Here is a 25,023-nt window from a genome sequence, read left to right on the forward strand (position 1 = left end):
GTCTGGTCGTCGGCGTCGTGGTGCCCGTCCAGCACCGCCATGACCAGCGCCAACGCCTCGGCGGCGGTGAGCATCAGGGGCGTCGGCCGCACGCCGCGCCCGACCCGGTACCCGCCGTACGGGCCGCGGACGGCCACGATCGGGATCTCCGCGTCGCGCAGGTTCGCGACGTAGCGCCGGGCCGCCCGCTCGGAGACACCCAGCCGGTGGGCAAGCCGGTCGGCCGTGATGCCCGGGCTGGACTGGATGAGCTCGAGCGTGAGCAGCGCGCGGGCGGTCGGGTTCTGGTCGCTCATCGGTCCCCCGTTCCGGACGCCATCCGTCCGGAACCGACCCTAGAGGTGCACGATCTGGCGGACTACTCGCCCGGGCGCCCGTCGGCCAACCAGGTCGCCAACCCGCCGAGCCCCTGGGCATACCGGCCGAGATCCGTGACGTCGGCGTGATCCGTGATCACCGTCAGCAGCTGGGAGACGGCCGAGTCCGTCCGCCCGCTGTCGGCCAGCGAGAGCGCCAGGAAGACCCGGACCGACTCCGACATCGGGAACTGCGCGCGAGCGCCCTCCAGCACCGCGATCGACTCGTCGAGGCGCCCCAGCCAACGCAGGGTGCTGCCGTACTGGCACAAGCACCGGCGCAGGACGTCTCCGTCGAGACCGAGTCCTAAGGCCCTCTCGTACATCGCCACGGCGTCGTCCTCGCGCCCGGCGGTGTCGTACGCGCCGGCCACCTCGAAGACGAGAACGGGGTGATCGGGATCCTCGCCCAGCAGCCGCTCGAAGTACGCGATGGTCGGCGCCATGTCGTCTCGATCGCGACGGGCGTACCCGAGGTCGATCGCCTGCTGCAGCTCGTCGGTGACGTGGTTCACCGGAGGATCCTGTCATTGCCGCGGGCTTCGACCGCCGATGCCGACCGTTCGCCTGCTGTTGGCCGGGACGTCCACCCACGTACGCGCGGCGTCGCCAGACTCTGCCTCGTGAATCTGGGCCTCCCTCGCGCCGTCGCGTCCCTCGCCGTCCTGTCCGCCGTGAGCGCCTTGGCGGTCGCACTCCCCTCCGCCGCGCAGGCCGCAGAGACGCCGGACGTCCGGATCACCGAGTGGATGTACAACCCGGTCGCCTCCTCGGGCGAGTACATCGAGATCACGAACCTCGGTGCGTCCCCCGTCAGCCTCGTCGGCTGGTCGTTCGACGACGACAGCAGGACTCCGGGGACGGTGCCGCTGGACGGCCTGGGCACGCTCGGCGCCGGGGAGTCCGCCGTCATCACCGAGTCGGCGGCCGCGACGTTCCGCAGCCAGTGGGGCCTCGGCGCCGGCGCGAAGATCCTGCCGGCCAACACCACGAACCTCGGCCGCGCCGACGAGATCAACATCTTCGACGGGCCGGACGCCGTCGCCGACCTGGTCGACCGCCTCACGTACAACGACCAGGGCACCGGCGCCGTCAAGGGCCCGCGCACCCAGGGCATCGGCGGCGTCCCGACGACCGCCGCGGCGCTCGGCGCCAACGACGCGTCACAGTGGCAGCTCTCCGCCGCCGGCGACGCCGAGGGATCGCGGGCGTCGACCGTCGGCGACCTGGGCTCGCCCGGCACCAGCCGCTTCGCACCCGACTGGACGCACGTGCGCATCAACGAGGTCTCGTCGAACAACACGGCCACGCCGGTCGGCGACGCGATCGAGCTGGTCAACACCGGCGCCACCGACGTGAGCATCGCCGGCTGGCTGCAGATCGACAGCGGCGCCGCCGGGGCGGCCACCGCGTTCTCCGCCAAGCTCGCCGACGGAACCGCGACGACCGTCGTCCCGGCGCACGGCTTCGTGTACCTCGGGTCCACCAAGGGGCTGGGCAGCGGCGGGGACGGCGTCAAGCTCTACCTTCCCGACGGTCCGAGCGGGACGGCCGGCACCCTCGTCGACTCGGTGACCTACACCGCGGGACAGGCGGGCACCGACGAGACGACCCCCCTCGGCGCCGCCTCCTACGCGCGTTGCCCCGACGGCACCGGCGACCTCGTCTCCCTCACGACCACGAGCTTCGGCGCCTCGAACGCCACGGCCTGCCTGACGCCGGTCACCACCCCGGGCGGTGCCACCGGCGGCACGGGCGGCGGCACGACGCTCGCCTGCCAGCCCGAAGGCCCGTCCGGCACCGGAACGCTGCCGGCCACGGCCCTCACCCCGACCGCCTGGCCCGGCTCCGCCGCTGTCACGGTCGCCGACGCCCAGTGCGCATGGCTGACCACGACGGGACCGGAGGGTCGCGATGTCAGCGGCCTCGTCTTCGACCCGAGCAACGCGAACGTCCTGTACTCGGTGAAGAACAAGAGCTGGGTCTTCCGCCTGGTGAAGCAGAACGGGCTCTGGGTGTCCGACACCAGCAACGGCTGGGGCGCCGGCAAGGAGATCTTCTTCCCCGGCAGCACCGACCCGGCCACGAACCAGCCCGACTCCGAGGGCCTGACGATCGGCCCGGACGGCGCGCTCTACGTCACGACGGAGCGCAACAACGCCACGAACACGAACCCGCTGAACTCGGTCCTGCGGTTCGACCCGAACCAGTCGGGCACCCAGCTCGTCGCGACCGACCAGTGGGACCTGACCGCCGAGTTCCCCGAGCTGCACGCCGGCAACAAGACCGAGGCCAACCTCGGGTTCGAGGGCGTGACCTTCGTGCCGGACGCCTATCTGGTGGCCAACGGGTTCGTGGACGCCTCCACGGGGGCCACCTACACGCCCAGCACCTACCCGCTGCACGGCACCGGGCTGTACTTCGCGGCGCTGGAGAACGACGGCAAGCTCTACGCCTACGCGCTGAACAGCGATCACACCTTTCACCGCGTCGCGGTCGCCGACACCGGCATGGGCCACGTCATGGACGTCCAGTACGACGCCGACGCCAAGCGGATCTGGGCGCTCTGCGACAACACCTGCGGCGTCACGTCGACCCTGCTCAAGGTGAGCGCGACCGGCACGATCGTCCCCGACGTCTCCTACGCCAAGCCCGCGAGCCTGCCCGTGGACAACCTCGAGGGCTTCGCCGTGGCGCCGACCTCCACGTGCGTCGACGGCACCAAGGAGGTCGTCTGGTCCGACGACGGCGTCTTCGGCACCGGCCCCGGCACCCCGGGCGAGGGCCACGCGCTCTACAGCGGCCGGATCGCGTGCGACCTCGGCCTCGGCGCCCAGGGCGTCCCCGGACCGGCAGCCTGGGTCGCGAGCACGGTGTACACCAGCGGCGACACGGTCTCGTACGCGGGCAAGGTGTTCCGGGCACAGTGGTGGACCTCCGGCGAGGTGCCGGGCTCCACGGCCTACGGCTCCTGGGAGGAGCTGGCGACGGCGGCCGACGGGACCGCGATCTGGACGCCCTCGCGGGTCTTCACCACCGGCGACGTCGTCGTCTACGACGGCACGAAGTACACGGCGATGTGGTGGACCCGCAACCAGGTCCCCGGCACCGTCGGCGGCCCGTGGAGCGCGATCCCGGCACCCGTCCCGGCCGGCTCCTTCCCCGCGTGGGGCGCGAGCACCGTCTACGTCGGCGGCGAGACCGTGACCTACCTCGGCCACACCTACCGGGCCCAGTGGTGGACAGTCGGCACCACCCCGGTCACACCCTGGAGCGCCTGGAAGCTCCTCGCCTGACCGGACCGACGGGGCCACTGGTTCCGTATTGGCCATCGCGACCCGAGGCGCTCGCCGGGACGATGGGGCGCATGCAGATCCTGAGGTACCGGGCGTTCACCACCGCCGAGCCGGACAGCGCGTCGGGGAACCCGGCGGGGGTCGTGGTGGACGCCGACGGGCTCAGCGACGCGGAGATGCTCGGGATCGCGGCGGAGCTGGGGTACAGCGAGACGGCGTTCCTCACCGCGATCGAGCGGGACGCGGCTCGGGTGCGGTACTTCACGCCGCGCGCGGAGATCGCGTTCTGCGGGCATGCGACGGTCGCGTCGGGTGTGGCGCTGGCGCGGCACCGGGACGCGGCACCGGTCGTGCGGCTGACGACGAACGCCGGGGTCGTCCCGGTCGAGGCCACCCCGGAGCGCGCGACCCTGGTGGCGGTCGACACGGAGGTCGAGGAGCTCGACGACGGCCTCCTCGACGCGCTGCTCGGCGCGCTGGGGCTCGACCGCGGCGATCTCGACCCCGTCCTGCGACCGGCGTTGGTGCACGGCGGCAACCTGCATCCCCTCGTCCCGGTGCGCGCCGGCGTCCTCGAGCGGCTCGACCACGACGGCGAGGCGGTGCTGACGCTGCAGGACTCGCAGGGGTGGGACGGCACCGTTCCGGTGGTCCAGCGGCTCTCGGCGACGCGGTTCGCCTCACGGAACCCGTTCCCGCGCGGAGGGATCCGGGAGGACCCGGCGACGGGGTCGGCGGCGGCCGGGCTCGGGGCGTACCTGCGGGCCGGCGGGCACCTCGACGTCCCAGCAGTGTTCACCGTCGACCAGGGCGCCGAGGTCGGGCGGCCGTCGCACATCGTCGTGGAGGTCCCGCGCGAGGGCCGCGTGCGGGTCACGGGGACCGCGGAGGAGATGTAGTTCCGCGTCCGACCGTCACAGGCACCACCCCGCGCGCCATATGATGGTTTCATCATGCCGCTCAGTCAGCCGTACTCCCGCAGTCAGCGCCCCCTCTACGAGGTCAAGGCGGGCCTGTTCAAGGGTCTGTCGCACCCGCTGCGCATCCGACTCCTCGAGCTGATGGCCGACGGCGAGGAGCACACCGTCGCCGAGCTCCAGCAGCAGACCGGCCTCGAGCCGTCACACCTGTCGCAGCACCTCGCCGTCCTGCGCCGCCACCGCCTCGTCGAGTCCGACCGACGCGCGAGCCACGTCCACTACCGACTCGCGCACCCCGACGTCGCCGAGCTGCTCGCGGTCGCCCGCCGGCTGCTCGTCGACATCGTGACCACCGACGGCGGCCGGCTCGACGACGTCGCGGGACTGCCCGCCCTCACTCGATGACGGGCCTGCCCGCGTCCGTGCAGCGTCTGCTCCCGAGCCGGTCCGACTACGCCGAGCTGCCGCGATCGTGGCGCGGCGACCTGCTCGCGGGGCTGACCGTCGGCATCGTCGCGCTCCCGTTGGCGCTCGGATTCGGCATCGCGTCCGGTGCGGGCGCCGAGGCCGGGCTCGTCACGGCGATCGTCGCCGGGCTGGTCGCGGCCGTGTTCGGCGGCTCGCACGTCCAGGTGTCCGGACCCACCGGCGCCATGGTCGTGGTGCTTGCGCCGATCGTCGCGACGCACGGCGCCGGCGCTCTCGCGGTCGTGACGCTCATGGCCGGGTTCCTGGTCGTCATCGCGGGCATCGCCCGGCTGGGCCGAGCGGTGTCGTTCATCCCGTGGCCGGTGATCGAGGGGTTCACACTCGGGATCGCCGTCATCATCTTCCTGCAGCAGGTCCCCGCACTGACCGGCGCCGGCGCGCACGCAGGAGCCCACACCAACGCCATCGCCTCGGCGATCTCGTCGTTGGCGCACGCCGATCCCGCCACGCTCGCCTGGTCGCTCGGCGCGGTGGCGATCGTGGCAGCCTGCATGCTGCTGCTGCCCCGGCTGCGTCAGGGGATCCCCGGGTCGCTCGTCGGCATCGTCGTGGCCACGCTCGCGGCTCAGATCCTGCACGCCCCTCTGACGACCCTCGGCGCACTGCCGCACACGCTGCCCTCCCCGGTCATCCCCCACCTCGACCCGGCGACGATGCAGGCGCTCCTGCCCGCTGCCTTCACGGTCGCGGCGCTCGCGGCGATCGAGTCGCTCCTGTCCGCCCGCGTCGCCGCTTCCCTCGCCACCACCGGGGCGTACGACCCCGACCGCGAGCTGGTGGGCCAGGGCCTCGCGTCGCTCGCCTCGGGTCTCTTCGGCGGCATGCCGGCCACCGGGGCGATCGCCCGCACCGCGGTCAACGTCCGCTCCGGCGCCCGAACCCGCGCGGCGGCGGCAGCGCACGCCCTGGTGCTGCTCGCCGTGGTCCTCGTCGCCGCCGGTCCGGTCGCCCACATCCCCCTGGCCGCCCTGTCCGGCGTGCTGATGGTGACGGCCGTGCGGATGGTGCACGTCGCGACGGCCCGGTCCATCCTGCGCTCCACCCGCGCCGACGCCGCCGCGTTCGTCGTCACGGCCGTGGTCACGGTCTCGGTCGACCTCATCGTCGCGGTCGGCATCGGCGTCGTCGTCGCCGGCGCGTTCGCGCTGCGCGGCCTCGCACGGTCGGCGGGCGTCGCCCGCGAGCCCCTGCCCGGCGAGCCCCAGCCCGGCGACGACCAGATCGCCGTCGTCCGCATCGACGGCCCGCTCTTCTTCGCCGCCGCCGACCGGGTGCTCGACCAGGTCACGGGGCTCGACGGCGTGACCGTCGTCGTGCTGCGCATGTCCCAGCTCGAGCTGGTCGACGCCACCGGGGCGCACGTGCTCAGCGAGATCGTGCAGCGGCTCGAGGCACGCGACGTGACCGTGCTGATCAAAGGGGTGCGCGACGGGCACGTGGAGCTGTTCCGCACCGTCGGAGTGCTCGACGCGCTACGGCACCACGCCCACCTGTTCGACGACCTGCCCGCCGCCGTCGAGCACGCCCGCGACCACGTGCGCCGAACCGAGCGCGCGCTCGCCGACGACGCGCGGGCGGCATAGCCCTCACGTCACCTCGACGACTTGTGGCGCCACTCGCCGTCCTGCTTCAGTGCCGTGTCGACGGCGAGCGCGGCCCCGACCACCAGGGAACGCAAGGGTTCCTCGAGCGGCCGATGAATCTCGACGACGTAGTTGTCCGCCTTCGTGAACCGCTCCTTGGCCCACCCCGACCACGTCTTGGTGATCCTGGCGATCTCGACCCCAGCCGTGTCCTGGATGCTGAAGTCCCACGCCTGCCAGCTCTCCGCGTTGATCGAGCCGAGCGTCTGACCAGCGGACTCCAGGCGGAACCTGATGTTGTACCGGCCCCCGAAGAGACCGGCCATGACGCCGAGGTTCTCCTGCACGATCTCGCCCACCGGTCTGCCCTCGGCGCCCATCAGCAGGAACTTCGACTTCCAGACCGTGGCCGGCCGGGTCAGCGTCAGGAGCACCCGACCCTTGAGGTCGACGATCTGCAGCCTGCGGGTCCCGTTGTCGCCTCCCATCACCGCCCGGCTGACGCTGTAGCCCTTCTCCCTGACCGCACCGATCTTCTGCCCGTGCTGGTTGTAGACGCCGAACTCGGACTTCATCTCGAAGAGCTTGGCTCTCTGGTTCACGACCAGCACCGACTCGGTGAAGAGCGTTCCGCCGCCGACCTCGCCGTCGCCGACACCCAGCTGCCGAAGCTGTCGCTGGACCTTCTTGTTCTGCGTGGCGGTCGGCGCCGCGGGAGCGACAGCCGCGGCCGGTCCGGGCCGAGCATCGACCGGCGGCATCGGAGGCGAGGCGAGGGGCGGATCGATCGCCTGGCGCCCGGCCGACCCGACGTGCTCGGTCCATCGGCTGCCGTCCCAGAACCGGTGCTCGAAGCGGCCGTGAGGGTCCGGGTACCAGTTCGCCGGAGCGTGCTGCGACATGAGCGGAGTGTAGGAGTTCGAGCGACCCCGTCATCGCAGGCGCACGAACGACGAAGGCCCGGACCACCAGGTCCGGGCCTTCGTCATCTTGTAGCGGGGGCAGGATTTGAACCTGCGACCTCTGGGTTATGAGCTGCGGAACTCCAGCGCTTCTGAGTCCCTGCACATGGCACCCGTCTGGCAGGCGATCGGGAGATCCGGAGTGAACTCGATCATCGCGCCCGTCGGGTGGGACCAGGTGGAGCCGTCCGAGGGTGAGTTCGACTTCCGCGTCGTCGACGAGCTGCTCTCAGGTGCGCGCTCGGCGGGCGTCCGCTCGTCCTCATCTGGTTCGGTGCGTACAAGAACGCCTTGTCCACCGATGCGCCGGCGTGGGTTCGCCAGGACTCTGACCGATTCGAGCGAGCCGACCGGGGACCCTCTCCTGTGCGGGCCCCTTTCAGCTACGAGGGATCCATGCCTCGCCCCACACTGTCGGTGTTCTCCGGGCCTCTGCGCGAAGCGGACGAGGCAGCCTATGGAGCTGTGATGAAGCACATCGCCCGGGTGGACGAGGATCACACCGTCATCATGATGCAGGTGGAGAACGAGGTAGGGCTCTTGGGGTCGAGCCGCGACCGCTCCTCCGCCGCCCAGCTCGCCTGGCTGTCGCCCGTACGGAGTGTCAGCCGTGAGGATCACGCTGCTCGAGCGGTGAGTGGGCTCAGGCATGACGGGTCCCACCGCGCTGACAGAGTCCTATCGCCGTGCGGCGCCGGGATCCAGGTCGTGGCTCAAGGGGCGCGGGGTCCTGGAGAGTGTCAGGCCCACCGGGAGGTCCGCGATGTGGGCCTCCTGCTCGGACGCGACGTCGAAACGCACGCGGGCACCTCCGAGCGGGACGTTGTGTACGCGCACCCGACCGAAGCCGGGCGGCAGAGCGGGCGCCAGCCAGACCGTCCCGTGCGGCAGGCAGGGGTCGTACCGCAGCAGGGTGCGCAGCAGCAGCAGAGGGGTGGTCGTCGCCCAGGCCTGCGGTGAGCAGGACGTCGGGTACGGCACAGGGCCGCCGGGGTACTCGTCCCGCGCGAACCCGCAGAAGAGCTCCGGGAGCCGACCGCCGAACCGGTCGGCGGCGTCGAGCAGCCCGACCGCGATGCGCTGAGCGTGCTCGACGAATCCGTAGCGCATGAGCCCAGCGGCGATAAGGGCGTTGTCGTGCGGCCAGACCGATCCGTTGTGGTAGCTCGCGGGGTTGTACGCCCCCATGTCGGAGGCCAGCGTGCGTACGCCCCAGCCGGTGAACATCGAGGGCGACAGCAGTCGGTCGGCGACGAGCTCCGCCTTGTCCTCGTCGATGATGCCGGTCCAGAGACAGTGCCCGACGTTCGATGCGCATGCGTCGACAGGGCGCTTGTCGCGGTCGAGGGCGAGCGCGAACATGCCACGGTCCGGCAGCCAGAAGCGCCGGTTGAACTCGTCCTTGAGCACGGCGGCGCGGTCCCGCCACTCCTCGGCCAGGCGGTCGTCCCCCTGGTGACGGGCGAGCAGGGCACGGGCGACGTAGGCGGCATAGACGTAGCCCTGGACCTCGCACAGCGCGATCGGCGCGCGCGGGAGGGAGCCGTCCGCGAACGTGATCCCGTCCCAGGAGTCCTTCCAGCCCTGATTGGCCAAACCGCCTTCGTGCAGGCGTTCGTACTCGACGAAGCCGTCCCCGTCACGGTCGCCGTGGTCGGTGACCCAGTCGAGGGCACGGTCGACGTGCGGCATCAGCGCAGCGAGCTCGTCGTCACCGAAGCCCCAGCGGCACAGCTCGCCGACGAGCCCGACGAACAGGGGCGTCGCGTCCGCGGTGCCGTAGTAGACACCACCGCCGCCGAGGGCGAGTCCCGTGTCGACGCCCAGCCGGACCTCGTGCAGGATCCGCCCGGGCTGCTCCTCGGTCAGCGGGTCGACCTTGGTGCCCTGGAAGTGGGCGAGCGTCTGGAGGGTGCCGAGCGCGAGTGACTGGTCGACCGGCAACGCCATGAACGACGCGAGAAGCGAGTCCCGACCGAACAGGGCCATGAACCATGGCGCACCCGCGGCGACCGCGGTGCGCTCGGGATGTGCCGGGTCGGTGATCCGGAGCGCCCCCAGATCAGTCTGGCTGCGTTCCAGCACCCGCTGGAGCGACTCGTCCTGGACATCCACCACGGGCGCGTGGTCCCGCCAGGCTCGGAAGCGGCGCGACGGGACCGAGTCCTCCAGCGGCTTCCCGATGGGAAAGCTGCTCGCCACCCGCGCGCCGTCGACGACTGGGTGCGCGATGACGTGGCCTGACCACGTGCCGTGGGCCGGCACGGTCGCTCGGAACGTGACGCCGCTGACGTCCGGCACCCCACCGTCGGACGTGATGACCACGCCACGTCGGTGGCCGTGCCACTCGGCCTCGAGCACGACCTCGTCCGCGTCCACTCGGGCGCGGTGGTCCCAGACCCGCTTGACCCGACCTTCCTTGACCTCGAAAAGGTCGGCAAAGTCGGCTGCGACCCGGACCGTGAGCACGAAGGTCGCGGCGGCCCGCCCGTAGTTGCGGACCAGCACGTCCTCACGCAGGCCGGTCGCCACACGACGTTGGCGCTCCACCACGAGCTCCGTGTCGTCGAGCCCGTCCCTCGGGTTCCGGCCCACGAAGACGGCGCGGAACGGTTCGGGCGTCATGACGGCGAGCGCCTCGAGCGGTCGGCCGTCGAGGAGCACCTGCCAGGCGGAGATGATGCGGGTGTCCTCGAAGAAGACTCCGTGAGGTCGACGGGGATCGATGTCTCCGTCGATCCCCGACAGGCAGAACGAGGAGCCCTCGAAGAGGGTGACTGCGCCCGGGCCGCCGACCGCGGTCGTCGTGTCGTCGGAGGTCGACGTCATGACGGGCGGGACCTCTGTGCGGCGGTCGCGGACGCGCCGGCCAATACGGGACGGCTGTGGGCGACCATGTCGGGCAGCTGTGCGGCGAGGGCCGGCCGTGGCGCCTGCGGCCGCTCGGACGCACGTGCCGCGAGCACCTGCGAGTACAGCCGGAGGTGGTCGTCCACCATCCGACCGGTCGAGAACCGCTCCCGGGCCGCGGCCCGGCAGGCTCCCCGGTCGAGCGAACCTGCCGACTCGAGCGCGCTCACCAGGGCACCCTCGTCACGCCGCAGGTAGCCGGTGACTCCGTCGTCGACGATCTCGGGTGCCGCTCCGGCGGGGGTCGCGACGACGGGCGTCCCGCACGCGAGAGCCTCGATCATGACGAGTCCGAACGGCTCGGGCCACTGCATGGGGTTGAGCAGCGCCGTCGCGCCTCCGATGAGCGCGAGCTTGTCCTGCTCCCCGAGCTCGCCCACGTACTCGACCTCGCGCGACAGCAGCGGCTCGACCTCGCGCTCGAAGTACTCATGCTCGCGGGGTTCCCGCAGCTTGGCCGCGATCTTCAGGGGCATTCCCGCAGCGCGCGCCACGAGGACCGCCTCCCGCGGGCCCTTCTCCTTGCACATCCGACCGACGAAGCAGGCGTAGCCGCCGTCACCGGCACCGACCGGGACCCGGTCGACGTCGATGCCGTGGTGGATCACCGCGGCGACGGGTATGCCGCGGGCCGTCGAGGCCTGGTGGTGGGAGATCGCGATGATGGCGACTCCGCGCATCGCTTCGTAGAGGGGTGCGAGCGCCGAGTTGAACGGCCCATGGTTCGTCGTCACGATCGGCGGCGTCCCGTCCGCGTGCTCCAGCAGCGGCCCCGCGAGCGTGTGGTCGTGGATGAGGTCGAGATCGCGCATCGCCGCGTAGGCGTTGATGACGTGGGTCAGCTCGGAGACCGCGTCGCCGGTCAAGGGGCGGTCCGCCGGCGCCGGCGCCGTCCCGGGCACCTGGCGTACCGGGCACTCGCTGTTGGCGGCGGCCGCCAGGAGCACCTCGTGGCCCGCTTCCAGCAGACCTCGGGCCAGGCGGTCGATCACGGACTCCGTACCGCCGTACGCGGGCGGCGGTACGGGTACCCAGGGTGGGGCGACGATTCCGATGCGCATGGTGGTCGTCCTCGTGCGGAGGAGAGCGCCACGCCTCGACGCGAGACCGACGCTACGCCCGGCATCGCCAGGCCGCGCGGGCAAGCCTCGACCCCCGTGCCGGCACCGGGGTGCGTGCGACGTCGGCTCGTCGGATAGTGGTTGCGACCGGTGCGGCGGATCGTCCAGCCACGTGCGACGACCGTGCCTCGAGTCGAGGAGCCCGCCCATGGCCCAGCTGAGCACCCCTCCCGGCGTCCCCGGAGGAGCCCCGGCCCCTCTCGAGGAGCCGACAGACCCGCGCGATCCCCTCCCGCCCAAGCCGTCGACGGCCGGCCCCGCACCGGTGTCCGCGACGGGCCGCGACCTCGCGGAGGGCGACGCAGCCCGTCAGCAGGCCGGCCGGTGGCTCACGACGGCAGGTGGAGTGCCGCTGTCCGACACGGACCACTCCCTCAAGGCGGGGCGGCGCGGCCCGACGCTCCTGCAGGACCACCACCTGCGCGAGAAGATCACGCACTTCGACCACGAGCGGATCCCGGAACGCGTCGTGCACGCCCGCGGCGCGGCCGCGCACGGGACGTTCCAGTCGTACGGCACTGCTGCGCAGCTGACGTGCGCGCATTTCCTCCAGGCGGAGGTCGTCACGCCGGTGTTCGTCCGGTTCTCGACCGTCGTCGGGTCACGCGGCTCCGCCGACACCGTGCGGGACACGCGCGGCTTCGCGACGAAGTTCTACACGGCCGAGGGCACGTTCGATCTGGTCGGCAACAACATCCCGGTGTTCTTCATCCAGGACGCGATCAAGTTCCCCGACGTGATCCACGCCGTCAAGCCGCACCCCGACCTGGAGATCCCGCAGGCGCAGAGCGCGCACGACACGTTCTGGGACTTCGTGTCTCTGCACACGGAGGCCCAGCACCACACGATCTGGAACATGTCCGACCGTGGGATCCCCCGCTCGTACCGGACGATGGAGGGCTTCGGGGTCCACACGTTCCGCCTCGTCGCCGACGACGGCGGGACGACGTTGGTGAAGTTCCACTGGAAGCCGCGGGCCGGCGTGCACTCCCAGGTGTGGGAGGAGGCGCAGCTCACGGCCGGGGCCGACCCGGACTTCCACCGTCGCGACCTCGCGCTGGCGATCGAGTCCGGCGCGTTCCCGCAGTGGGAGCTCGGCGTGCAGGTCTTCCCGGACACCCCGGAGCAGGTGTTCGAGGGGATCGACCTGCTCGACCCGACGAAGCTCGTCCCCGAAGAGCTCGCGCCCGTGCAGCCGGTCGGGCTGCTGACCCTCGAGGCCAACCCGCGCAACTACTTCGCCGAGACCGAACAGGTCGCGTTCCACGTCGGGCACCTGGTCCGCGGCATCGACGTCACCGACGACCCGCTGATGCAGGGGCGGCTGTTCTCCTACATCGACACCCAGATCAGTCGGCTGGGCGGACCGAACTTCACGCAGCTGCCGATCAACCGGCCGCACGCCCCGGTCAACGACATGCTGCGCGACGGCATGCACCAGAGCGCGGACCACGTCGGCGTCGCCCCGTACCGGCCGAACTCGCTGGACGTCGGGTGCCCGTTCCAGGCGGGCGCCGACGTGGCCTTCATCGACGCGCCGACGGCCGTCGGGCCGGCTGTCAAGGAGCGTGGGGCACCGACGTCGTTCGACGACCACTTCAGTCAGCCGCGACTGTTCTGGGCCAGCCTCTCCCCCGTCGAGAAGGCCCACACCGCGCAGGCGTACACGTTCGAGCTGGGCAAGTGCTACGAGCAGGCGATCAAGGAACGCCAGCTGCAGGCGCTCGCCAACATCGACGCCGAGCTCTGCGCCATCGTTGCGGCGGACCTCGGTCTGCCGGCGCCCACCCCGACCCAGGAGCCGGCCGACGTCACTCCGAGCGCTGCGCTCTCGCAGGTGGGAGAGGTCTGGCCGATCGCCGGCCGTGTGGTGGGTCTGGTGGCCGACGACTCGACCGACCTGGACGTGCTCGAGGCCGTGCACGCGGGGCTGGCCGAAGCCGGCGTCCTCCCGCTGGTCGTCTCCCCGCACGGTGGGCCGCTGGCGGACGGCCGCCCGGCGACCGTCGCCCAGCGAACGTGGCTGACCGTCAGCTCCGTGGAGCTCGACGCGGTCGCCCTTCTCGGGTCGGCAGCTCCGGCGCCGGACGCTCGTCCGGGGTTCGACGCCAAGGCCGGCACCGCCGCCGACGGTGTCGACCCACGGGTGGCCAAGATGGTCCAGGAGGCCTTCCGTCACGCTAAGGCGATCTTCGCCGTTCCCGACGCCCGCCGCGTCCTGGCAGCGGCAGGCGTGGACGAGTCGGCGGCCGGCGTCGTGGTCGCCGGGGAGGCCGCCATCCTGGTCGAGGCCCTCGAGGTGGCACTCGGTCGGCATCGCGTCTGGGACCGGTTCGGCCAGGACGTCGCATGACCGGGTCTCGACGCTGATGCGCGGGTCGGTGAGCATCGTCGGACGCGACAGGTCCGAGCAGGCCGCGTCCTGGCAGCAGGTGGTCGGGCGCAACGTGCTGCAGCGGGCCGGCGAGGAGCGCATGGGGCCGGGCGCATGAGGGTCGTCGTCATCGGAGCGACCGGCAACGTCGGGACCGCCGTGCTGCGGCGCCTGCGGAGCGAGAGCGCCGTGGACTCGCTGGTCGCCGTAACACGGCGCATCCCACAGCGCGGGCCGGCGCCTCCGTTCGACGCGGTCACGCGCTGGGTGTCGTGCGACGTGAGCCGGCCCGACGCACGCGACGTGCTCGTGGATGCGGTGCGCGGGGCGGCCGCGGTGATCCATCTCGCATGGGCGATCCAGCCCAGCCACGACCGCACGTACCTGCGCTCGACGAACGTCGACGGGACGCGGGCCGTGCTCGACGCGGTCGACCGGGCAAACGTGCCCCACCTGATCGTCGCCTCGTCGGTCGGCACCTATGCGAGCACGACCGACGACGACCCCCGCGACGAGAGCTGGCCGGCGACGGGCGTCGAGAGTTCCAGCTACAGCTCGGACAAGGCGACGGTCGAGACGCTCCTCGATGACGCCTCGGACGCCTCCTTCGGCATCGCGCGCCTGCGGCCCAGCCTGGTCTTCCAGAGGGCGGCAGGCGCCGAGATCGGCCGGCTCTTCCTCGGGCCGCTCGTCCCCAAACGAGTGCTGGGCGGCCCGATCCCGGTGCTGCCATGGCCGCGCGGCCTGCGCCTGCAGGGCGTGCACGCCGACGACCTCGCGGATGCCTACGTCCGGGTGGTAAACGCACGCGCTACAGGCGCCTTCAACGTCGCAGGCGACGGCGTGCTCGGGGCCGCGGACGTCGCTCGCGTGCTCGGGGCACGCTCCGTGGTCCAGGTGGACCCGCGACTCGTGCGGGCCGCACTCCTGGCAGCCTGGCAGGCCCGGCTCGCGGTGGCGGGGCCCGGTTGGCTCGACATGGCGATGGGAGCGCCCGTGCTCGACTCATCACGCCTTCGTGACGAGCTGGGTTGGCGACCGACCCACACCGGCGCGAAGGCCCTCGCCGAGGTCGTGCACGCTCTCGCCCGCGGCGTTGGCGCTGCGAGCCCCGCGCTGCACCCTCGTGCTCGGCTGCTGCGTGCCACACCTCGCGCGGAAACCTTAAGACGTAGCTGACGACCGCAGCACGACCACCACGCTCGCCTCGCCCGGCTTGCCTGCGGCCCCGACCGCGCACCGCGTGACGCGCTCGGCCTCGCCTTCGCTGCGGTCTGGCTGCGGCTGCCCGGCACAGTTCCCGACGGGTGGCTACCAGCCGTGCGGGGCGCCGTCGGGCACGTCGCCGGCATGCGTGCCTCGGTCGACACCGAGCTCTCCCGGACGCGGTGCAACAGGTCGCAGACGTCGAGGCGACGCTCCGCGGGCGTCTCCACCTCGTAGGCGTCGAGCAGCCGAGGGACGTCCGCGGTCGTGGATCGCATCGATCGACCGACGGGTGGGAGCGGTCGATCGCCGTCCTCGACGCGGCCCTCGACAGTCGCACGCGATGAACCGCCCGGCGCTCACCGGCTGTCGAAGCGGGCCCACCATCTCCGCCACGGCGGCATCCGCCGCCAGTTGACGACCAAGGTCCGCCACGCCCGCTCCATCCGACGGCGGCGCTGTGCTCGTCCGCGTAGCGAGCGGGCGGACACGCCCACGCGGAGCGAACGGTCGAGCCGGATACGTCGGTGGGGGCCGAGTGCGAACGCGAGGTCGAGGTCGTCGTGGATCTCCGGGTCGTCGCGTCGCACGTCCTCCCGCACGGCCAGCCACGACTCGCGGCGCAGAGCCATGCTCGACCCCCACAACGACGGGTGCCCCAGGGCGAGGTGCGCCAGCACGTAGTAGGCGCCCAGGTAGGCCCCGGAGACCAGGGGGCTCACCCGGAAAGGCAGATCGACGAAGCGGCCGGTGCCCGTGACCGCCGCGAGCCCGGGCTCCGCGCGCATGCGCGTGGCGATCCGCTCGACCCATCGCGGGTCCGGCCGGGAGTCGGCGTCGAGGCGCGCGATCACCTCGCTCGTCGCGGCGTCATAGCCGGTGGCCGCCGCAGCCGGGATACCGACGCACGCCTCGCGGACGACCCGGGCTCCCCACGCGTGCGCCACCGCCGCTGTTCGGTCGGACGAGTCGTTGTCGACCACGACGACCTCGCACGGAGCGACCGTCTGCCGGGACAGCGCCGCGAGGCATCCCTCCAGGGCGACGGCGTCGTCCCGGACGGGGATGACGACGGAGACTCTGGGCAGCTGGGCTCCGTTCACCGGCGACGGACCCCAGGGAGGCGGACGATCGCGGCCACCGTGGCACCGGCGACCCCGGCGGCGAGATCACCCAGGGTGTCGGTGTAGCCGACCTGGATCCGCCCGTCGAGGTAGGTGTGGCCGAACCACTCCGCGAGCTCCCACAGCACCGACAGCGTCGCGCCGATGCCGACGATCGCCACTCCGGCGACCCAGGGGTCGGGCGTCGCGGGTGCGTGCTGCAGGTGCCGCCACCGCAGGAGCCCCCGCCACCCGACCACTGCCAGGAGTCCCGTGGCGGCGGTGTGCACCGCCACGTCGAGCCAGCTCACCGCCACGTACCAGTCGAGCTGGGCAGCCCAGGCGGCGACCAGCAGGGTGCAGCCGCAGGCGACATCAAGGGCGTCGGACGCACCGATCGCCCGAGGCACCATCGTCCCGCCGAGGACGAGCAGGAAGAGCGCCGAACCGAGCGGTCCCCACCGGGATGCAGCCAGGACGACGCTGACAAGAGCGATCGCGCGGACGCCGTCGCCGAGCACGAGCGCTCGCCCTGCCGAGCGGGCTGCAGGTCGCTCGAGCTCGCGCGGACCTGTGGGGACCACGCACACCTCCGGCCGGGACGTGGGATTCCACCCTCGACCGGGCAGACGTCTCGACCCGGGGTGCGCCGATGCGCACCTCATCGTGCGGCCCGCAGCGCACTCGCGCGAGCGCGACCTCCGGTCGCTGCCGGAAGTGTCGCCGGTTGCCGGTGCTGCGAAGTGGAGTTACGTTCGCGCCGTCGTGGTCCTCGACCACGCGCGGAGGTCAGGACGCGGCCCTCACATGCGGCAGCCCCACGGGCTGCGCGCGAGCGGAGGAGCCATGGCGCAGCTCAGTGCGGAGCGGACCGCAGCACGACCGGTGACCGCCCGGCGACGTCCCGTGCGCTTCCACCGGCGCGAGGCCATCGCCGGCTACCTGTTCATCTCACCCTGGATCGTCGGCTTCCTGGTGTTCACCGCCGGCGCCATGATCTACAGCCTCGTCATCTCGTTCAGCCACTACAACCTCGCCACCAACACCGCACGTGCGGCCGGCGTGGAGAACTACCGCCAGCTGCTCGAGGACCCCCGGGTGGCCACCGCGCTCGGCAACACGCTGTTCTACGCGCTGCTGGCCGTGCCGCTCGAGATCGCCTTCGCGCTGTTCCTCGCCTCGCTGCTCAACGGCGTGGGCCGGGGCGYCGGCTTCTTCCGGACGATCTTCTACCTGCCCCGGATGACGCCGGTCGTGGCGACGGCCGCGATCTTCTTCCTGCTGCTCAACGGCAACACCGGCGCGGTCAACCAGTTCCTCGGGTTCTTCGGCATCGAAGGACCGCAGTGGCTGGTGGACCCGACGTGGATCAAGCCGTCGATCGTGCTCATGCAGCTCTGGGCGGTGAGCGGAACGATGGTCATCTTCCTGGCGGCGCTGAAGAACGTGCCTCGCGAGCTCTACGAGGTCGCCTCCCTGGACGGTGCCGGACCCGCGCGGCGGTTCTTCAGCATCACACTGCCGATGATCTCCAGCGCCGTCTTCTTCAACGTCATCGTCCTGACCATCGCGGCGTTCCAGGTGTTCGACTCCGCGTACCTGCTGTTCTGGCGCGACCAGTCGAACTCGTCGCCCGAGGCGTCCCTCTTCTACGCCGTCTACCTGTTCCAGCAGGCGTTCCGTCAGTTCAACTTCGGGTTCGCGGCCGCGATGGCGTGGCTGATGTTCGTGATCATCATGCTCGTCACGTTCGTGCAGATGCGGTTCGGCAACCGGCTCGTCTACTACGAGGGAGACGGCTGATGGCGACGATTCCCCTGGCCGGCCCGCGGGCCCTGCCGCCCGCCGTGCAGACCACCACGGCTCCCGCCCCGCCGCCCGAGCCCCGGAGCCCGGGACGCCGGGTCGGCCGGGTGTTCCTGTGGGTGCTGCTCGCCGCCTTCACCCTGATGTTCCTGTACCCGTTCGCGTGGCTGCTCTCCGCGAGCCTCAAGGGCCGGGGCCAGGTCTTCGACAACTCCCTGTGGCCGTCCGAGTTCCACTGGCAGAACTACGCCGAGGTCTGGCACCAGCTCCCCCTGCTCAGCTGGATCTTCACCAGCGTATCGATCGCACTGCTGGCGGCCGTGAGCGTCRCGCTGTCCAGCTCGATCGTCGCGTTCGGGTTCGCGTACTTCCGGTTCCCCGGCCGAGGCCTCCTCTTCGGGCTCGTGCTGGCGACGATGATGCTGCCGGGCGCTGTGACGATGATCCCGATCTACCTGATCTGGAAGAACTTGGGCGCGCTGGGCACGTGGATCCCTCTGTTCGGCGCCAACCTGTTCGGCTCGGCGTTCTACATCTTCCTGCAGCGGCAGTTCTTCCTCGGCCTGCCCCGCGAGCTGTTCGAGGCGGCGCGGATCGACGGCGCGAGCTACTGGAAGATGTTCTGGAAGGTCGCCATGCCGTTGTCGATCCCGTCCTTCGTCATCGTGTTCCTGTTCGAGTTCCAGGCCAGCTGGAACAACCTGCAGGCCGGCCTCATCTACCTCAACGCCGGCAGCGTCGAGGGGTTCACCGCGCCGCTCGGCATCGCCTACGCGATGACGAAGTACAGCCCGACTGCCGGTGGCCAGGGCGACTACCAGTACGTGATGGTGGCGTCCCTGCTGGTCACGCTGCCGATGCTGCTGCTCTTCGCCTTCGGGCAGCGGTACTTCATCGAGGGGGTGGCGACGACGGGCCGCAAGGGCTAGTCACGCGGACCAGCAGCGAGGGGTCGGCCGGCTCCCCGTCTCAGCCGCCGCGTCGGGCCCGTTCGGGCCGTACCAGCTGCGACTTTCAGCGTGCCCGCCGACCCCCGTGAGAGCCCTGGGCAGCTCGACCTGGTGGAGCGGCCGCTCGCGCGGTGATGGTCCAGGCCCGTCTCGGGATGCGGACCGGCCCACTTGAGCCGACCCTGGGGGAACCGGCTGACCGGCACCAGGTGCCCGGAGCAGCCTTGCGTCGAGAGCACGGCGCGATCACGCCGGTCCTGCGGGACGGAGATCGCCGCTCTCGGCACTCTCCCACCGCGGTCCGGCCATGGACCGTCCCGACCTGCAGGTGCAGCACCGGGACGGGAAGGGAGCACCCATGAGCAAGAGGCAGCGCTGCGCCATCGCCGTCCTCCCCGTCGCCGCGCTGGTGCTGGCCGCCTGCAGCTCGGGCGGAGGCGACACCGCCTCCACCGCGAGCACCGACTTCACCGGCACGCCGAGCGGGACGATGAACGGCTGGGCGTTCGACAACGCCGACGACGTCGGGACCTCGCGCATGGACTACGCCGCCGGCCAGCTGGACGGGGTCACCATCAAGCTGGACCAGACCGCCTTCGACGCCCAGAAGTTCACCACCCGCCTGGCCGGCGGCGACGTCCCCGACGTCGTCCAGATGGACCGTCGCTACGTCACCACGTACGCCGCGCAGAACCTCATCGTGCCGCTCGACCAGTGCTTCGCCGCGCACGACGTGGACCCCGACACCCAGTGGTACCCCTTCGTCGTCGACGACGTCCGCTACCAGGACAAGGTCTGGGCGGTCCCGCAGTTCTACCAGCCGCCGGCGATCCTGCTGAACAAGAAGGTCATGGACGCCGCGGGGGTCACCGACGACCAGATCGACACGTCCAACCCCGAGACCCTGCTGGCCGCGATCGCGAAGATGTACAAGGAGTCGGGCGGCAACCCGGCGACGCTCGGCCTCGACCCCGTCGCCACGGGGCAGGCCGGTCTGTGGGTCCTCGCCCAGGGCGGCACGCTGACGGACGAGAACGGCAAGCCGACGCTCGACGACCCGTCGAACGAGGCGGGGCTGGAGCTGCTCAAGAAGATCACCGACGCGCAGGGCGGGTTCGCCAAGGTCAAGAGCTTCACGGACTCGTTCGACACCTTCGGCGACAACAACCAGTTCGTGAGCGACCAGGTGGGCGCGCAGGTGGACGCCCAGTGGTACCCGAACGTCCTGTCCCCCTACCTGAGCAGCATCCAGCTGGAGGCGGTGCCCTTCAAGGACAAGGACGGCCAGCCGTTCTCCGTGGCGTCCGGCACGGCGTTCGTCATCCCGGCCGGCGCGAAGAACCCGGACGCCGCGTGCGCGTGGGCCCTCGCGCTCACCACGCTCGACGCGTGGAAGGCCGCCGGCGAGGCACGCAGCGCGACGCTGAAGGAGAACGGCGGCCTCAACACCGGGCTGTTCACCGGTTCGCCGGAGGCGGACAAGGCGCTGCGCGAGCAGTTCGTCGTTCCCACCGGGAACGCCGGATTCGACCAGGTGGTGTCGACCTACTACGACGTCCTCGGGTACGGGAAGACGTTCGGCTCCTCGCCCGCGGGGCAGGACATCGAGAGCGAGCTGAACAACGCCGTGACCGCCACGCTGCTGGGCGACAAGTCGGCGAAGGAGGCGCTCGCGGACGCGCAGGGTGCGGCGCAGCGCGCCTTCGACAACGCCACCGCGGGCGGCTGAGCGATGCAGCCCGACGCCGACAAGGGCGCCGTAGGACCCAGCGACGACCCGCGCCCCCGCGAGCCCGACGACGTCCCGACGGCGCCGGACGACCCGACCGACGCGCCGCCCACGGACGGGCCGCTCAACTCCGCCTGAGGTCGCCGTGACGTCCTTGACCGTCCGCCGAGTGAGCGACCTCTTCCGGGTCGCGTTTCGATTCCAGCAGGGGGCGTGTCCCGAGGGAGTAGCAGCATGGACCAGCAGACCATGTGGATCATCATCGACTCCGGCAGCGGGCGCCCCGGCGACCGCGGGGAGGCGCGGTGAGCGACGCACGTGCCCCCGGCGCGCAGCGGTGGGTCCCCGAGACCGACGAGCTCGACGCGCTCCGGTCGGCGGCGCCCGCCTGTCGCGGGTGCGAGCTGTGGGGGCCGGCCACGCAGGTCGTGTTCTCGCGCGGACCGTCCGACGCGCGGATCGCGCTCGTCGGCGAGCAGCCCGGTGACCGTGAGGACCTGGCGGGCGAGCCGTTCGTGGGTCCCGCGGGGCGTGTGCTCAGCGATGCCCTCCGCGATGCGGGAATCGACGAGGACGCCGTGTACCTGACGAACGCGGTGAAGCACTTCCGGTTCGAGCAGCGCGGCAAGCGCCGCCTGCACAAGACGCCGACCACCGTCCACCTGCGCGCCTGCGGGCCGTGGCTGTCCGCGGAGCTGGCCCTCGTCGAGCCGCGGGTCGTCGTCGCGCTCGGGGCCTCCGCCGCGCGTGCGGTGCTCGGCCGGTCCGTGAGCGTCACGAAGGAACGGGGCCGGATCCTGGAGGAGCGGTATCTCGTGACTGCCCATCCCTCGGCGGTCGTCCGGCTGCGCGGGCGCGAGGGCTTCGACGCGGCCCTTGCCGGCTGGTCGGCGACCTTCGCCTCGCGGCGCGCTCCGCGCAGGACTGACAGGCCCGATCACCTGATCGCGTTCCGCGCCAACAGGCGATGGACCGAGTTGGGGGCGCCGAGAACCACAGCCGCCCCGGGTGGCGCCTCGCGCCGTCCGCTCCTCGTGCGACGGCGGCGGACCCCTGCGATGCTCAGTGGAGGTGGAGAAGTCGGCCTGACGCGCTGGCCCGGACTGGACGTGTGCCATGAACGCTGCCGCCACTGCTCTCCCCCGCCGCCTCGCCGACGCCGCCGAGACGTCGTCGACGCTCAACTCGCTCACTACGGTCCTGCGACCCCTGGCGCGCGCGCTCAGCGGAGCTCCGAGGGTGGGCTCCCTCCTGCGCGGCGAAGCCCTCGGACACGCGCTCCACCCGCCGCTGACGGACGTGCCCATCGGCCTGTGGCTGAGCAGCTCGGTGCTCGACGCCCTCGGGCCGGACTACGGCTCGTCCGCGGACCGGCTGCTCGGCCTCGGCATCCTGGCGGCCGCGCCGACGGCGCTGACCGGGCTGGCGGACTGGCAGCGGGGGGGCGACCGGGTCCGGCGGGTCGGCGCACTGCACGCCGCTCTCAACAGCGGGGCGCTCGCTCTCTACTCGACGTCCTGGGTGCTACGCCGTCGAGGGCACCGTTCCGCCGGCGTCGTCTCGAGCCTCGTCGCGGGTGCCGCCGTCGCGGCCAGCGGCTACCTCGGCGGACATATGGTGCTGGTGCTCCACTCGCCCGACGAGCCCGACGGGGAGCCGGTCAGCGGTCCGCCCGGCGGCGGCACCGGGCGCATCGACGTCGAGTCGTAGTCGGCCGCAGAGGCGGCAGACGGGAACCGGAAGCGGGTACGACGGAGATGCCCGGTTCGAGAACCGTGAGCTGMTCAGGACCSTTCGGGCGGGGGGCGGGACCCAGATCCGGGCCGACGACGTCTGCGTTCGTCGACAGCCCGCGCTCGCAGCCCTGCGCGGCTGAGGCGCCGACCGCTTCCGGCGCCGTGCGACGCTGCGAGCGAGGGGCCGCGCTCAGAATGGCGCGTCCGGCTCGAGAGCGACCTGCCCCTCCGTCGTCCAGTGCACGACCAGCAACGTCGCGTCGTCCTGCAGCACGCCTCGCTGGTGATCCAGGATGCGGCGGCGGACCCGCCGCACGACCTCTGGCAGCGCGATGCCGTCGCCCGTCGACCGCTCGAGCACCTCGACCAGCCTCTCGAGGCCGAACACCGTGCCTGCGGCGTCGCGCGCCTCGATGATGCCGTCGGTGTACAGGACGACGGCATCGCCGGGCTCCAGGCGTTCGTCCGCGACCGACGTCTCGCGGGCTTCCAGCCCGAACAATGGGCGCCTTCCGCGCCGGAGCTCCTTGACCACGCGCCCTCTACGCAGCAGCAGCGGCGGCGGGTGGCCGGCGTTGACGTAGCGCAGGTGACCCGAGTACAGGTCGAGCCGGCACAGGACCCCGGTGGTGTACATGTCACCGCCGAACTGGTCGGCGATCACGTCGTGGATGGCGTCCGCCTGTTGCAGCAGCCCGTCTCCCGACCGCCGCGCCTGGCGGTACGCCGCGACGGCTGCGGCCGCCGCCAGGCCGGCGCGCAGGTCATGGCCCGTCGCGTCGGCGATGGCGAACTGCACGTGGTCCGTGGCGATCGCGTAGTCGAAGACGTCCCCGCCGACCGCCTCGGCAGGCTCAAGGCGCGCCGTGATCAGCACCCGGCCCGATCCGGCCGTCAAGGGCGGCAGGAGCGCCCGCACGAGCTCGGCCTGGACCTCGCGCGGCCGCTGGCGACGCACGTCGTCGACGCTGTCGCCGTACGCGTCGAGCACCGTGACGAGGTGCCCTAGGTAGTGCGTGAACCACCAGCACTGCCGGCGAAGGGTCGGGTCGTCGAGATCGGCAGGATCGTCGACCTCCACCTCGAGGACGCCCAACCGCTCGGCCCCGTCGAGGATCGGTATCCACAGCCTGGGTCCTCCGACGGTGGTCGCCTGGGTCTCGACGAGGCGGTACGCCCGCCCGGCCAGCGTGGACTCGATGTTGCGTACGCCGCCGACGCCGCCCACGGGGACCAGAAGCTCGTCGGTGTCGTCGACCAGGTAGGCGAGTGCGCGGACGCCGAGCTCACTGGCGCCGGTGCCGACGGCCCGGGCCAGAGTGTCGGGAGCGGCGAGGTGGGTGGCGCGGAGCAGCTCGGTGAGTGCGGCCAGAGGGCCCCCCGGTCGATCGAGCTGGCGGACCGTGCGCCCGTACGGCGCCCGGTTGCGCCAGTGCAGGTCGTCCAGCCGCTCGTTGACGGCGAGGGCCACCCGGTCCGCCTCCGCCGGAGGGAGCGCGCGTGCGCCGTCGAGGTACTMCTCGAGCTCAAGGGGACCGATCGACGCGCCGAGCGCGAAGCTCCGCAGCCACAGTTCCTGCACCGTCAGCTCGGCCCGGGTGCGGCCCACCTCGATCAGCCGACGTTGCCGGTCGGCGACCGAGCCGGGGCTGCCTCGGGTCATCGAGACCTCGTGCTGCTGCGGCGCAGCAGGCGGGCAGCGGTCTCGTGGACGCCGCGCGCGTCCCGCTCGGCCATGCTCATCAAGAACGTCATAGCCGACTCGGCGGAGACTCCCTCGCGCTCCATCAGGACGCCGCACGCCCGGTTGATGTCGTCGCGCTGACGCAGGAGCACCGTCAGGTCGTCGCCCAGCTCACCGGCCCGACGGTAGGCCTCGGCCTGGGAGAGCAGGATCGCGGCCTGCGCGGCGAACAGCCGGAGCGTCGCCTCGTCGCCCGCGGTGAAACTGTCCGGGACCTCCGCATAGATCTTGACCGCGCCCAGCGCGGAGTCGCCCATGACCAACGGCGCGCTGAGGCAGGCAGCGACAGATGCCTGCGCGGCGGCTGCGGTCCAGCGAGGCCACCGGGTCTCGGCCGCGAGGTCGTCGACCCGCACGAGCACCCGCTTCCGCCATGCCGTCAGGCACGGGCCCTCGCCGAGCTCGTACTGCAGCGCGTCCACCTGTTCCACGGAAGGATCCGTGGCCGCCACGGACAAGATCTCCGTACCGGGCCCCGCCACGGTGAGGCCTGCGCCGGACGTGCTGGCGACCATCCGCTCAGCCGCCGCGGTGAGCAGACGCAGCAGCGTGTCCACCGTCTGATCGGGAAGGTGCTGGCCCGACGCACGCGCCATGACCGGTCGAAGCTCGTCGGGAACGACCGGCAGCGTCATCGCTCCGGGCCGATCTGGGTGCCGGGCGACGTACCCCGGCGCGCGGTCCGCCGGACGTCCTGAACCATGACGGTCCCCTTCGACGTGCACCCGGACGCGGCAG

20 protein-coding genes and 1 pseudogene are annotated in these 25,023 nt (G+C 71.9%); 12 read left to right on the forward strand and 9 right to left on the reverse strand.

Annotated features, from left to right (window positions below; translation table 11 throughout):
- Positions 1 to 296: helix-turn-helix transcriptional regulator (locus ACXJKG_RS03860; RefSeq protein ID WP_456844443.1), on the reverse strand; the 296-nt coding region annotated here is incomplete at its 3' end.
- Between the two features lie 62 nt (positions 297 to 358).
- Complete coding sequence (locus ACXJKG_RS03865) at positions 359 to 871, reverse strand: tetratricopeptide repeat protein (RefSeq protein WP_456844444.1); 513 nt, start codon at positions 869 to 871, stop codon at positions 359 to 361.
- A 108-nt stretch (positions 872 to 979) separates the two neighbouring features.
- Between ACXJKG_RS03865 and ACXJKG_RS03870 the strand changes: the two genes are divergently transcribed.
- The 4 genes from ACXJKG_RS03870 (at position 980) to ACXJKG_RS03885 (ending at position 6,644) form a co-directional block, all read left to right on the forward strand.
- Positions 980 to 3,652, forward strand: a complete 2,673-nt coding sequence (locus tag ACXJKG_RS03870; protein ID WP_456844445.1) for a lamin tail domain-containing protein — start codon at positions 980 to 982, stop codon at positions 3,650 to 3,652.
- A 71-nt stretch (positions 3,653 to 3,723) separates the two neighbouring features.
- The gene (locus tag ACXJKG_RS03875; RefSeq protein ID WP_456844446.1) at positions 3,724 to 4,551 is read left to right on the forward strand and encodes a PhzF family phenazine biosynthesis protein; all 828 of its coding nucleotides are present in this window, start codon (positions 3,724 to 3,726) and stop codon (positions 4,549 to 4,551) included.
- Between the two features lie 54 nt (positions 4,552 to 4,605).
- On the forward strand, positions 4,606 to 4,977 hold the full coding sequence (locus ACXJKG_RS03880) for an ArsR/SmtB family transcription factor (RefSeq protein ID WP_456844447.1): 372 nt from the start codon (positions 4,606 to 4,608) through the stop codon (positions 4,975 to 4,977).
- On the forward strand, positions 4,974 to 6,644 hold the full coding sequence (locus ACXJKG_RS03885) for a SulP family inorganic anion transporter (protein ID WP_456844448.1): 1,671 nt from the start codon (positions 4,974 to 4,976) through the stop codon (positions 6,642 to 6,644). Before ACXJKG_RS03880 ends, ACXJKG_RS03885 begins: the two co-directional genes overlap by 4 nt.
- Positions 6,645 to 6,652: 8 nt before the next feature.
- On the opposite strand, the gene ACXJKG_RS03890 is transcribed toward ACXJKG_RS03885, so the two are convergent.
- The 3 genes from ACXJKG_RS03890 to ACXJKG_RS03900 all read right to left on the reverse strand — a co-directional run bounded on the left by ACXJKG_RS03890 (position 6,653) and on the right by ACXJKG_RS03900 (position 11,577).
- Complete coding sequence (locus tag ACXJKG_RS03890; protein ID WP_456844449.1) at positions 6,653 to 7,546, reverse strand: phospholipid scramblase-related protein; 894 nt, start codon at positions 7,544 to 7,546, stop codon at positions 6,653 to 6,655.
- A gap of 738 nt (positions 7,547 to 8,284) precedes the next feature.
- On the reverse strand, positions 8,285 to 10,435 hold the full coding sequence (locus tag ACXJKG_RS03895) for an amylo-alpha-1,6-glucosidase (RefSeq protein WP_456844450.1): 2,151 nt from the start codon (positions 10,433 to 10,435) through the stop codon (positions 8,285 to 8,287).
- Positions 10,432 to 11,577: a glycosyltransferase family 4 protein gene (locus ACXJKG_RS03900; protein ID WP_456844451.1), complete on the reverse strand. Its 1,146-nt coding sequence runs from the start codon at positions 11,575 to 11,577 to the stop codon at positions 10,432 to 10,434. Before ACXJKG_RS03900 ends, ACXJKG_RS03895 begins: the two co-directional genes overlap by 4 nt.
- A gap of 208 nt (positions 11,578 to 11,785) precedes the next feature.
- On the opposite strand from ACXJKG_RS03900, the gene ACXJKG_RS03905 reads away from it, so the two are divergent.
- Complete coding sequence (locus ACXJKG_RS03905) at positions 11,786 to 13,990, forward strand: catalase (protein WP_456844452.1); 2,205 nt, start codon at positions 11,786 to 11,788, stop codon at positions 13,988 to 13,990.
- A 135-nt stretch (positions 13,991 to 14,125) separates the two neighbouring features.
- Positions 14,126 to 15,190 carry an NAD-dependent epimerase/dehydratase family protein gene (locus ACXJKG_RS03910; protein ID WP_456844453.1) on the forward strand — a complete coding sequence of 355 codons (1,065 nt, stop codon included), beginning with the start codon at positions 14,126 to 14,128 and terminating at the stop codon, positions 15,188 to 15,190.
- A gap of 386 nt (positions 15,191 to 15,576) precedes the next feature.
- On the opposite strand, the gene ACXJKG_RS03915 is transcribed toward ACXJKG_RS03910, so the two are convergent.
- Both ACXJKG_RS03915 and ACXJKG_RS03920 read right to left on the reverse strand, forming a co-directional pair.
- Entirely contained in the window at positions 15,577 to 16,320 is a 744-nt protein-coding gene (locus ACXJKG_RS03915) for a glycosyltransferase family A protein (protein WP_456844454.1), read from the reverse strand.
- Entirely contained in the window at positions 16,317 to 16,904 is a 588-nt protein-coding gene (locus ACXJKG_RS03920; RefSeq protein WP_456844455.1) for a hypothetical protein, read from the reverse strand. The genes ACXJKG_RS03915 and ACXJKG_RS03920 overlap by 4 nt, the downstream gene beginning before the upstream one ends.
- A gap of 262 nt (positions 16,905 to 17,166) precedes the next feature.
- On the opposite strand from ACXJKG_RS03920, the gene ACXJKG_RS03925 reads away from it, so the two are divergent.
- The 6 genes and pseudogenes from ACXJKG_RS03925 (at position 17,167) to ACXJKG_RS03950 (ending at position 22,515) form a co-directional block, all read left to right on the forward strand.
- Positions 17,167 to 18,123, forward strand: a complete 957-nt coding sequence (locus tag ACXJKG_RS03925) for a carbohydrate ABC transporter permease (RefSeq protein ID WP_456844456.1) — start codon at positions 17,167 to 17,169, stop codon at positions 18,121 to 18,123.
- Positions 18,123 to 19,055: a carbohydrate ABC transporter permease gene (locus ACXJKG_RS03930; RefSeq protein WP_456844457.1), complete on the forward strand. Its 933-nt coding sequence runs from the start codon at positions 18,123 to 18,125 to the stop codon at positions 19,053 to 19,055. Before ACXJKG_RS03925 ends, ACXJKG_RS03930 begins: the two co-directional genes overlap by 1 nt.
- 379 nt (positions 19,056 to 19,434) lie before the next feature.
- Positions 19,435 to 20,805 (forward strand): ABC transporter substrate-binding protein, encoded by a 1,371-nt coding sequence (locus ACXJKG_RS03935; RefSeq protein WP_456844458.1) that lies wholly within the window; start codon positions 19,435 to 19,437, stop codon positions 20,803 to 20,805.
- A 3-nt stretch (positions 20,806 to 20,808) separates the two neighbouring features.
- Entirely contained in the window at positions 20,809 to 20,943 is a 135-nt protein-coding gene (locus ACXJKG_RS03940) for a hypothetical protein (RefSeq protein ID WP_456844459.1), read from the forward strand.
- Positions 20,944 to 21,110: 167 nt separating this feature from the next.
- A pseudogene (locus tag ACXJKG_RS03945) lies at positions 21,111 to 21,608 on the forward strand (UdgX family uracil-DNA binding protein); the annotation flags it as partial.
- A 313-nt stretch (positions 21,609 to 21,921) separates the two neighbouring features.
- The gene (locus ACXJKG_RS03950) at positions 21,922 to 22,515 is read left to right on the forward strand and encodes a DUF2231 domain-containing protein (RefSeq protein ID WP_456844460.1); all 594 of its coding nucleotides are present in this window, start codon (positions 21,922 to 21,924) and stop codon (positions 22,513 to 22,515) included.
- 216 nt (positions 22,516 to 22,731) lie between these two features.
- On the opposite strand, the gene ACXJKG_RS03955 is transcribed toward ACXJKG_RS03950, so the two are convergent.
- Together ACXJKG_RS03955 and ACXJKG_RS03960 are read right to left on the reverse strand one after the other, a co-directional pair.
- Positions 22,732 to 24,204, reverse strand: coding sequence for a PP2C family protein-serine/threonine phosphatase (locus tag ACXJKG_RS03955; protein WP_456844461.1), 1,473 nt, complete (start codon positions 24,202 to 24,204; stop codon positions 22,732 to 22,734).
- Positions 24,201 to 24,920, reverse strand: a complete 720-nt coding sequence (locus tag ACXJKG_RS03960) for a GAF and ANTAR domain-containing protein (RefSeq protein ID WP_456844462.1) — start codon at positions 24,918 to 24,920, stop codon at positions 24,201 to 24,203. The genes ACXJKG_RS03955 and ACXJKG_RS03960 overlap by 4 nt, the downstream gene beginning before the upstream one ends.
- Positions 24,921 to 25,023: the final 103 nt, after the last annotated feature.

Source organism: Cellulomonas sp. P5_C6 (genome assembly GCF_054049635.1).

Bases quoted from the DNA above. Each gene is read 5' to 3' on its own strand.
- ACXJKG_RS03875 (WP_456844446.1), top strand. From the start codon at position 3,724: ATGCAGATCCTGAGGTACCGGGCGTTCACCACCGCCGAGCCGGACAGC.
- ACXJKG_RS03880 (WP_456844447.1), top strand. From the start codon at position 4,606: ATGCCGCTCAGTCAGCCGTACTCCCGCAGTCAGCGCCCCCTCTACGAG.
- ACXJKG_RS03885 (WP_456844448.1), top strand. From the start codon at position 4,974: ATGACGGGCCTGCCCGCGTCCGTGCAGCGTCTGCTCCCGAGCCGGTCC.
- ACXJKG_RS03890 (WP_456844449.1), bottom strand. From the start codon at position 7,546: ATGTCGCAGCACGCTCCGGCGAACTGGTACCCGGACCCTCACGGCCGC.
- ACXJKG_RS03895 (WP_456844450.1), bottom strand. From the start codon at position 10,435: ATGACGTCGACCTCCGACGACACGACGACCGCGGTCGGCGGCCCGGGC.
- ACXJKG_RS03900 (WP_456844451.1), bottom strand. From the start codon at position 11,577: ATGCGCATCGGAATCGTCGCCCCACCCTGGGTACCCGTACCGCCGCCC.
- ACXJKG_RS03905 (WP_456844452.1), top strand. From the start codon at position 11,786: ATGGCCCAGCTGAGCACCCCTCCCGGCGTCCCCGGAGGAGCCCCGGCC.
- ACXJKG_RS03910 (WP_456844453.1), top strand. From the start codon at position 14,126: ATGAGGGTCGTCGTCATCGGAGCGACCGGCAACGTCGGGACCGCCGTG.
- ACXJKG_RS03935 (WP_456844458.1), top strand. From the start codon at position 19,435: ATGAGCAAGAGGCAGCGCTGCGCCATCGCCGTCCTCCCCGTCGCCGCG.
- ACXJKG_RS03940 (WP_456844459.1), top strand. From the start codon at position 20,809: ATGCAGCCCGACGCCGACAAGGGCGCCGTAGGACCCAGCGACGACCCG.
- ACXJKG_RS03950 (WP_456844460.1), top strand. From the start codon at position 21,922: ATGAACGCTGCCGCCACTGCTCTCCCCCGCCGCCTCGCCGACGCCGCC.
- ACXJKG_RS03960 (WP_456844462.1), bottom strand. From the start codon at position 24,920: ATGACGCTGCCGGTCGTTCCCGACGAGCTTCGACCGGTCATGGCGCGT.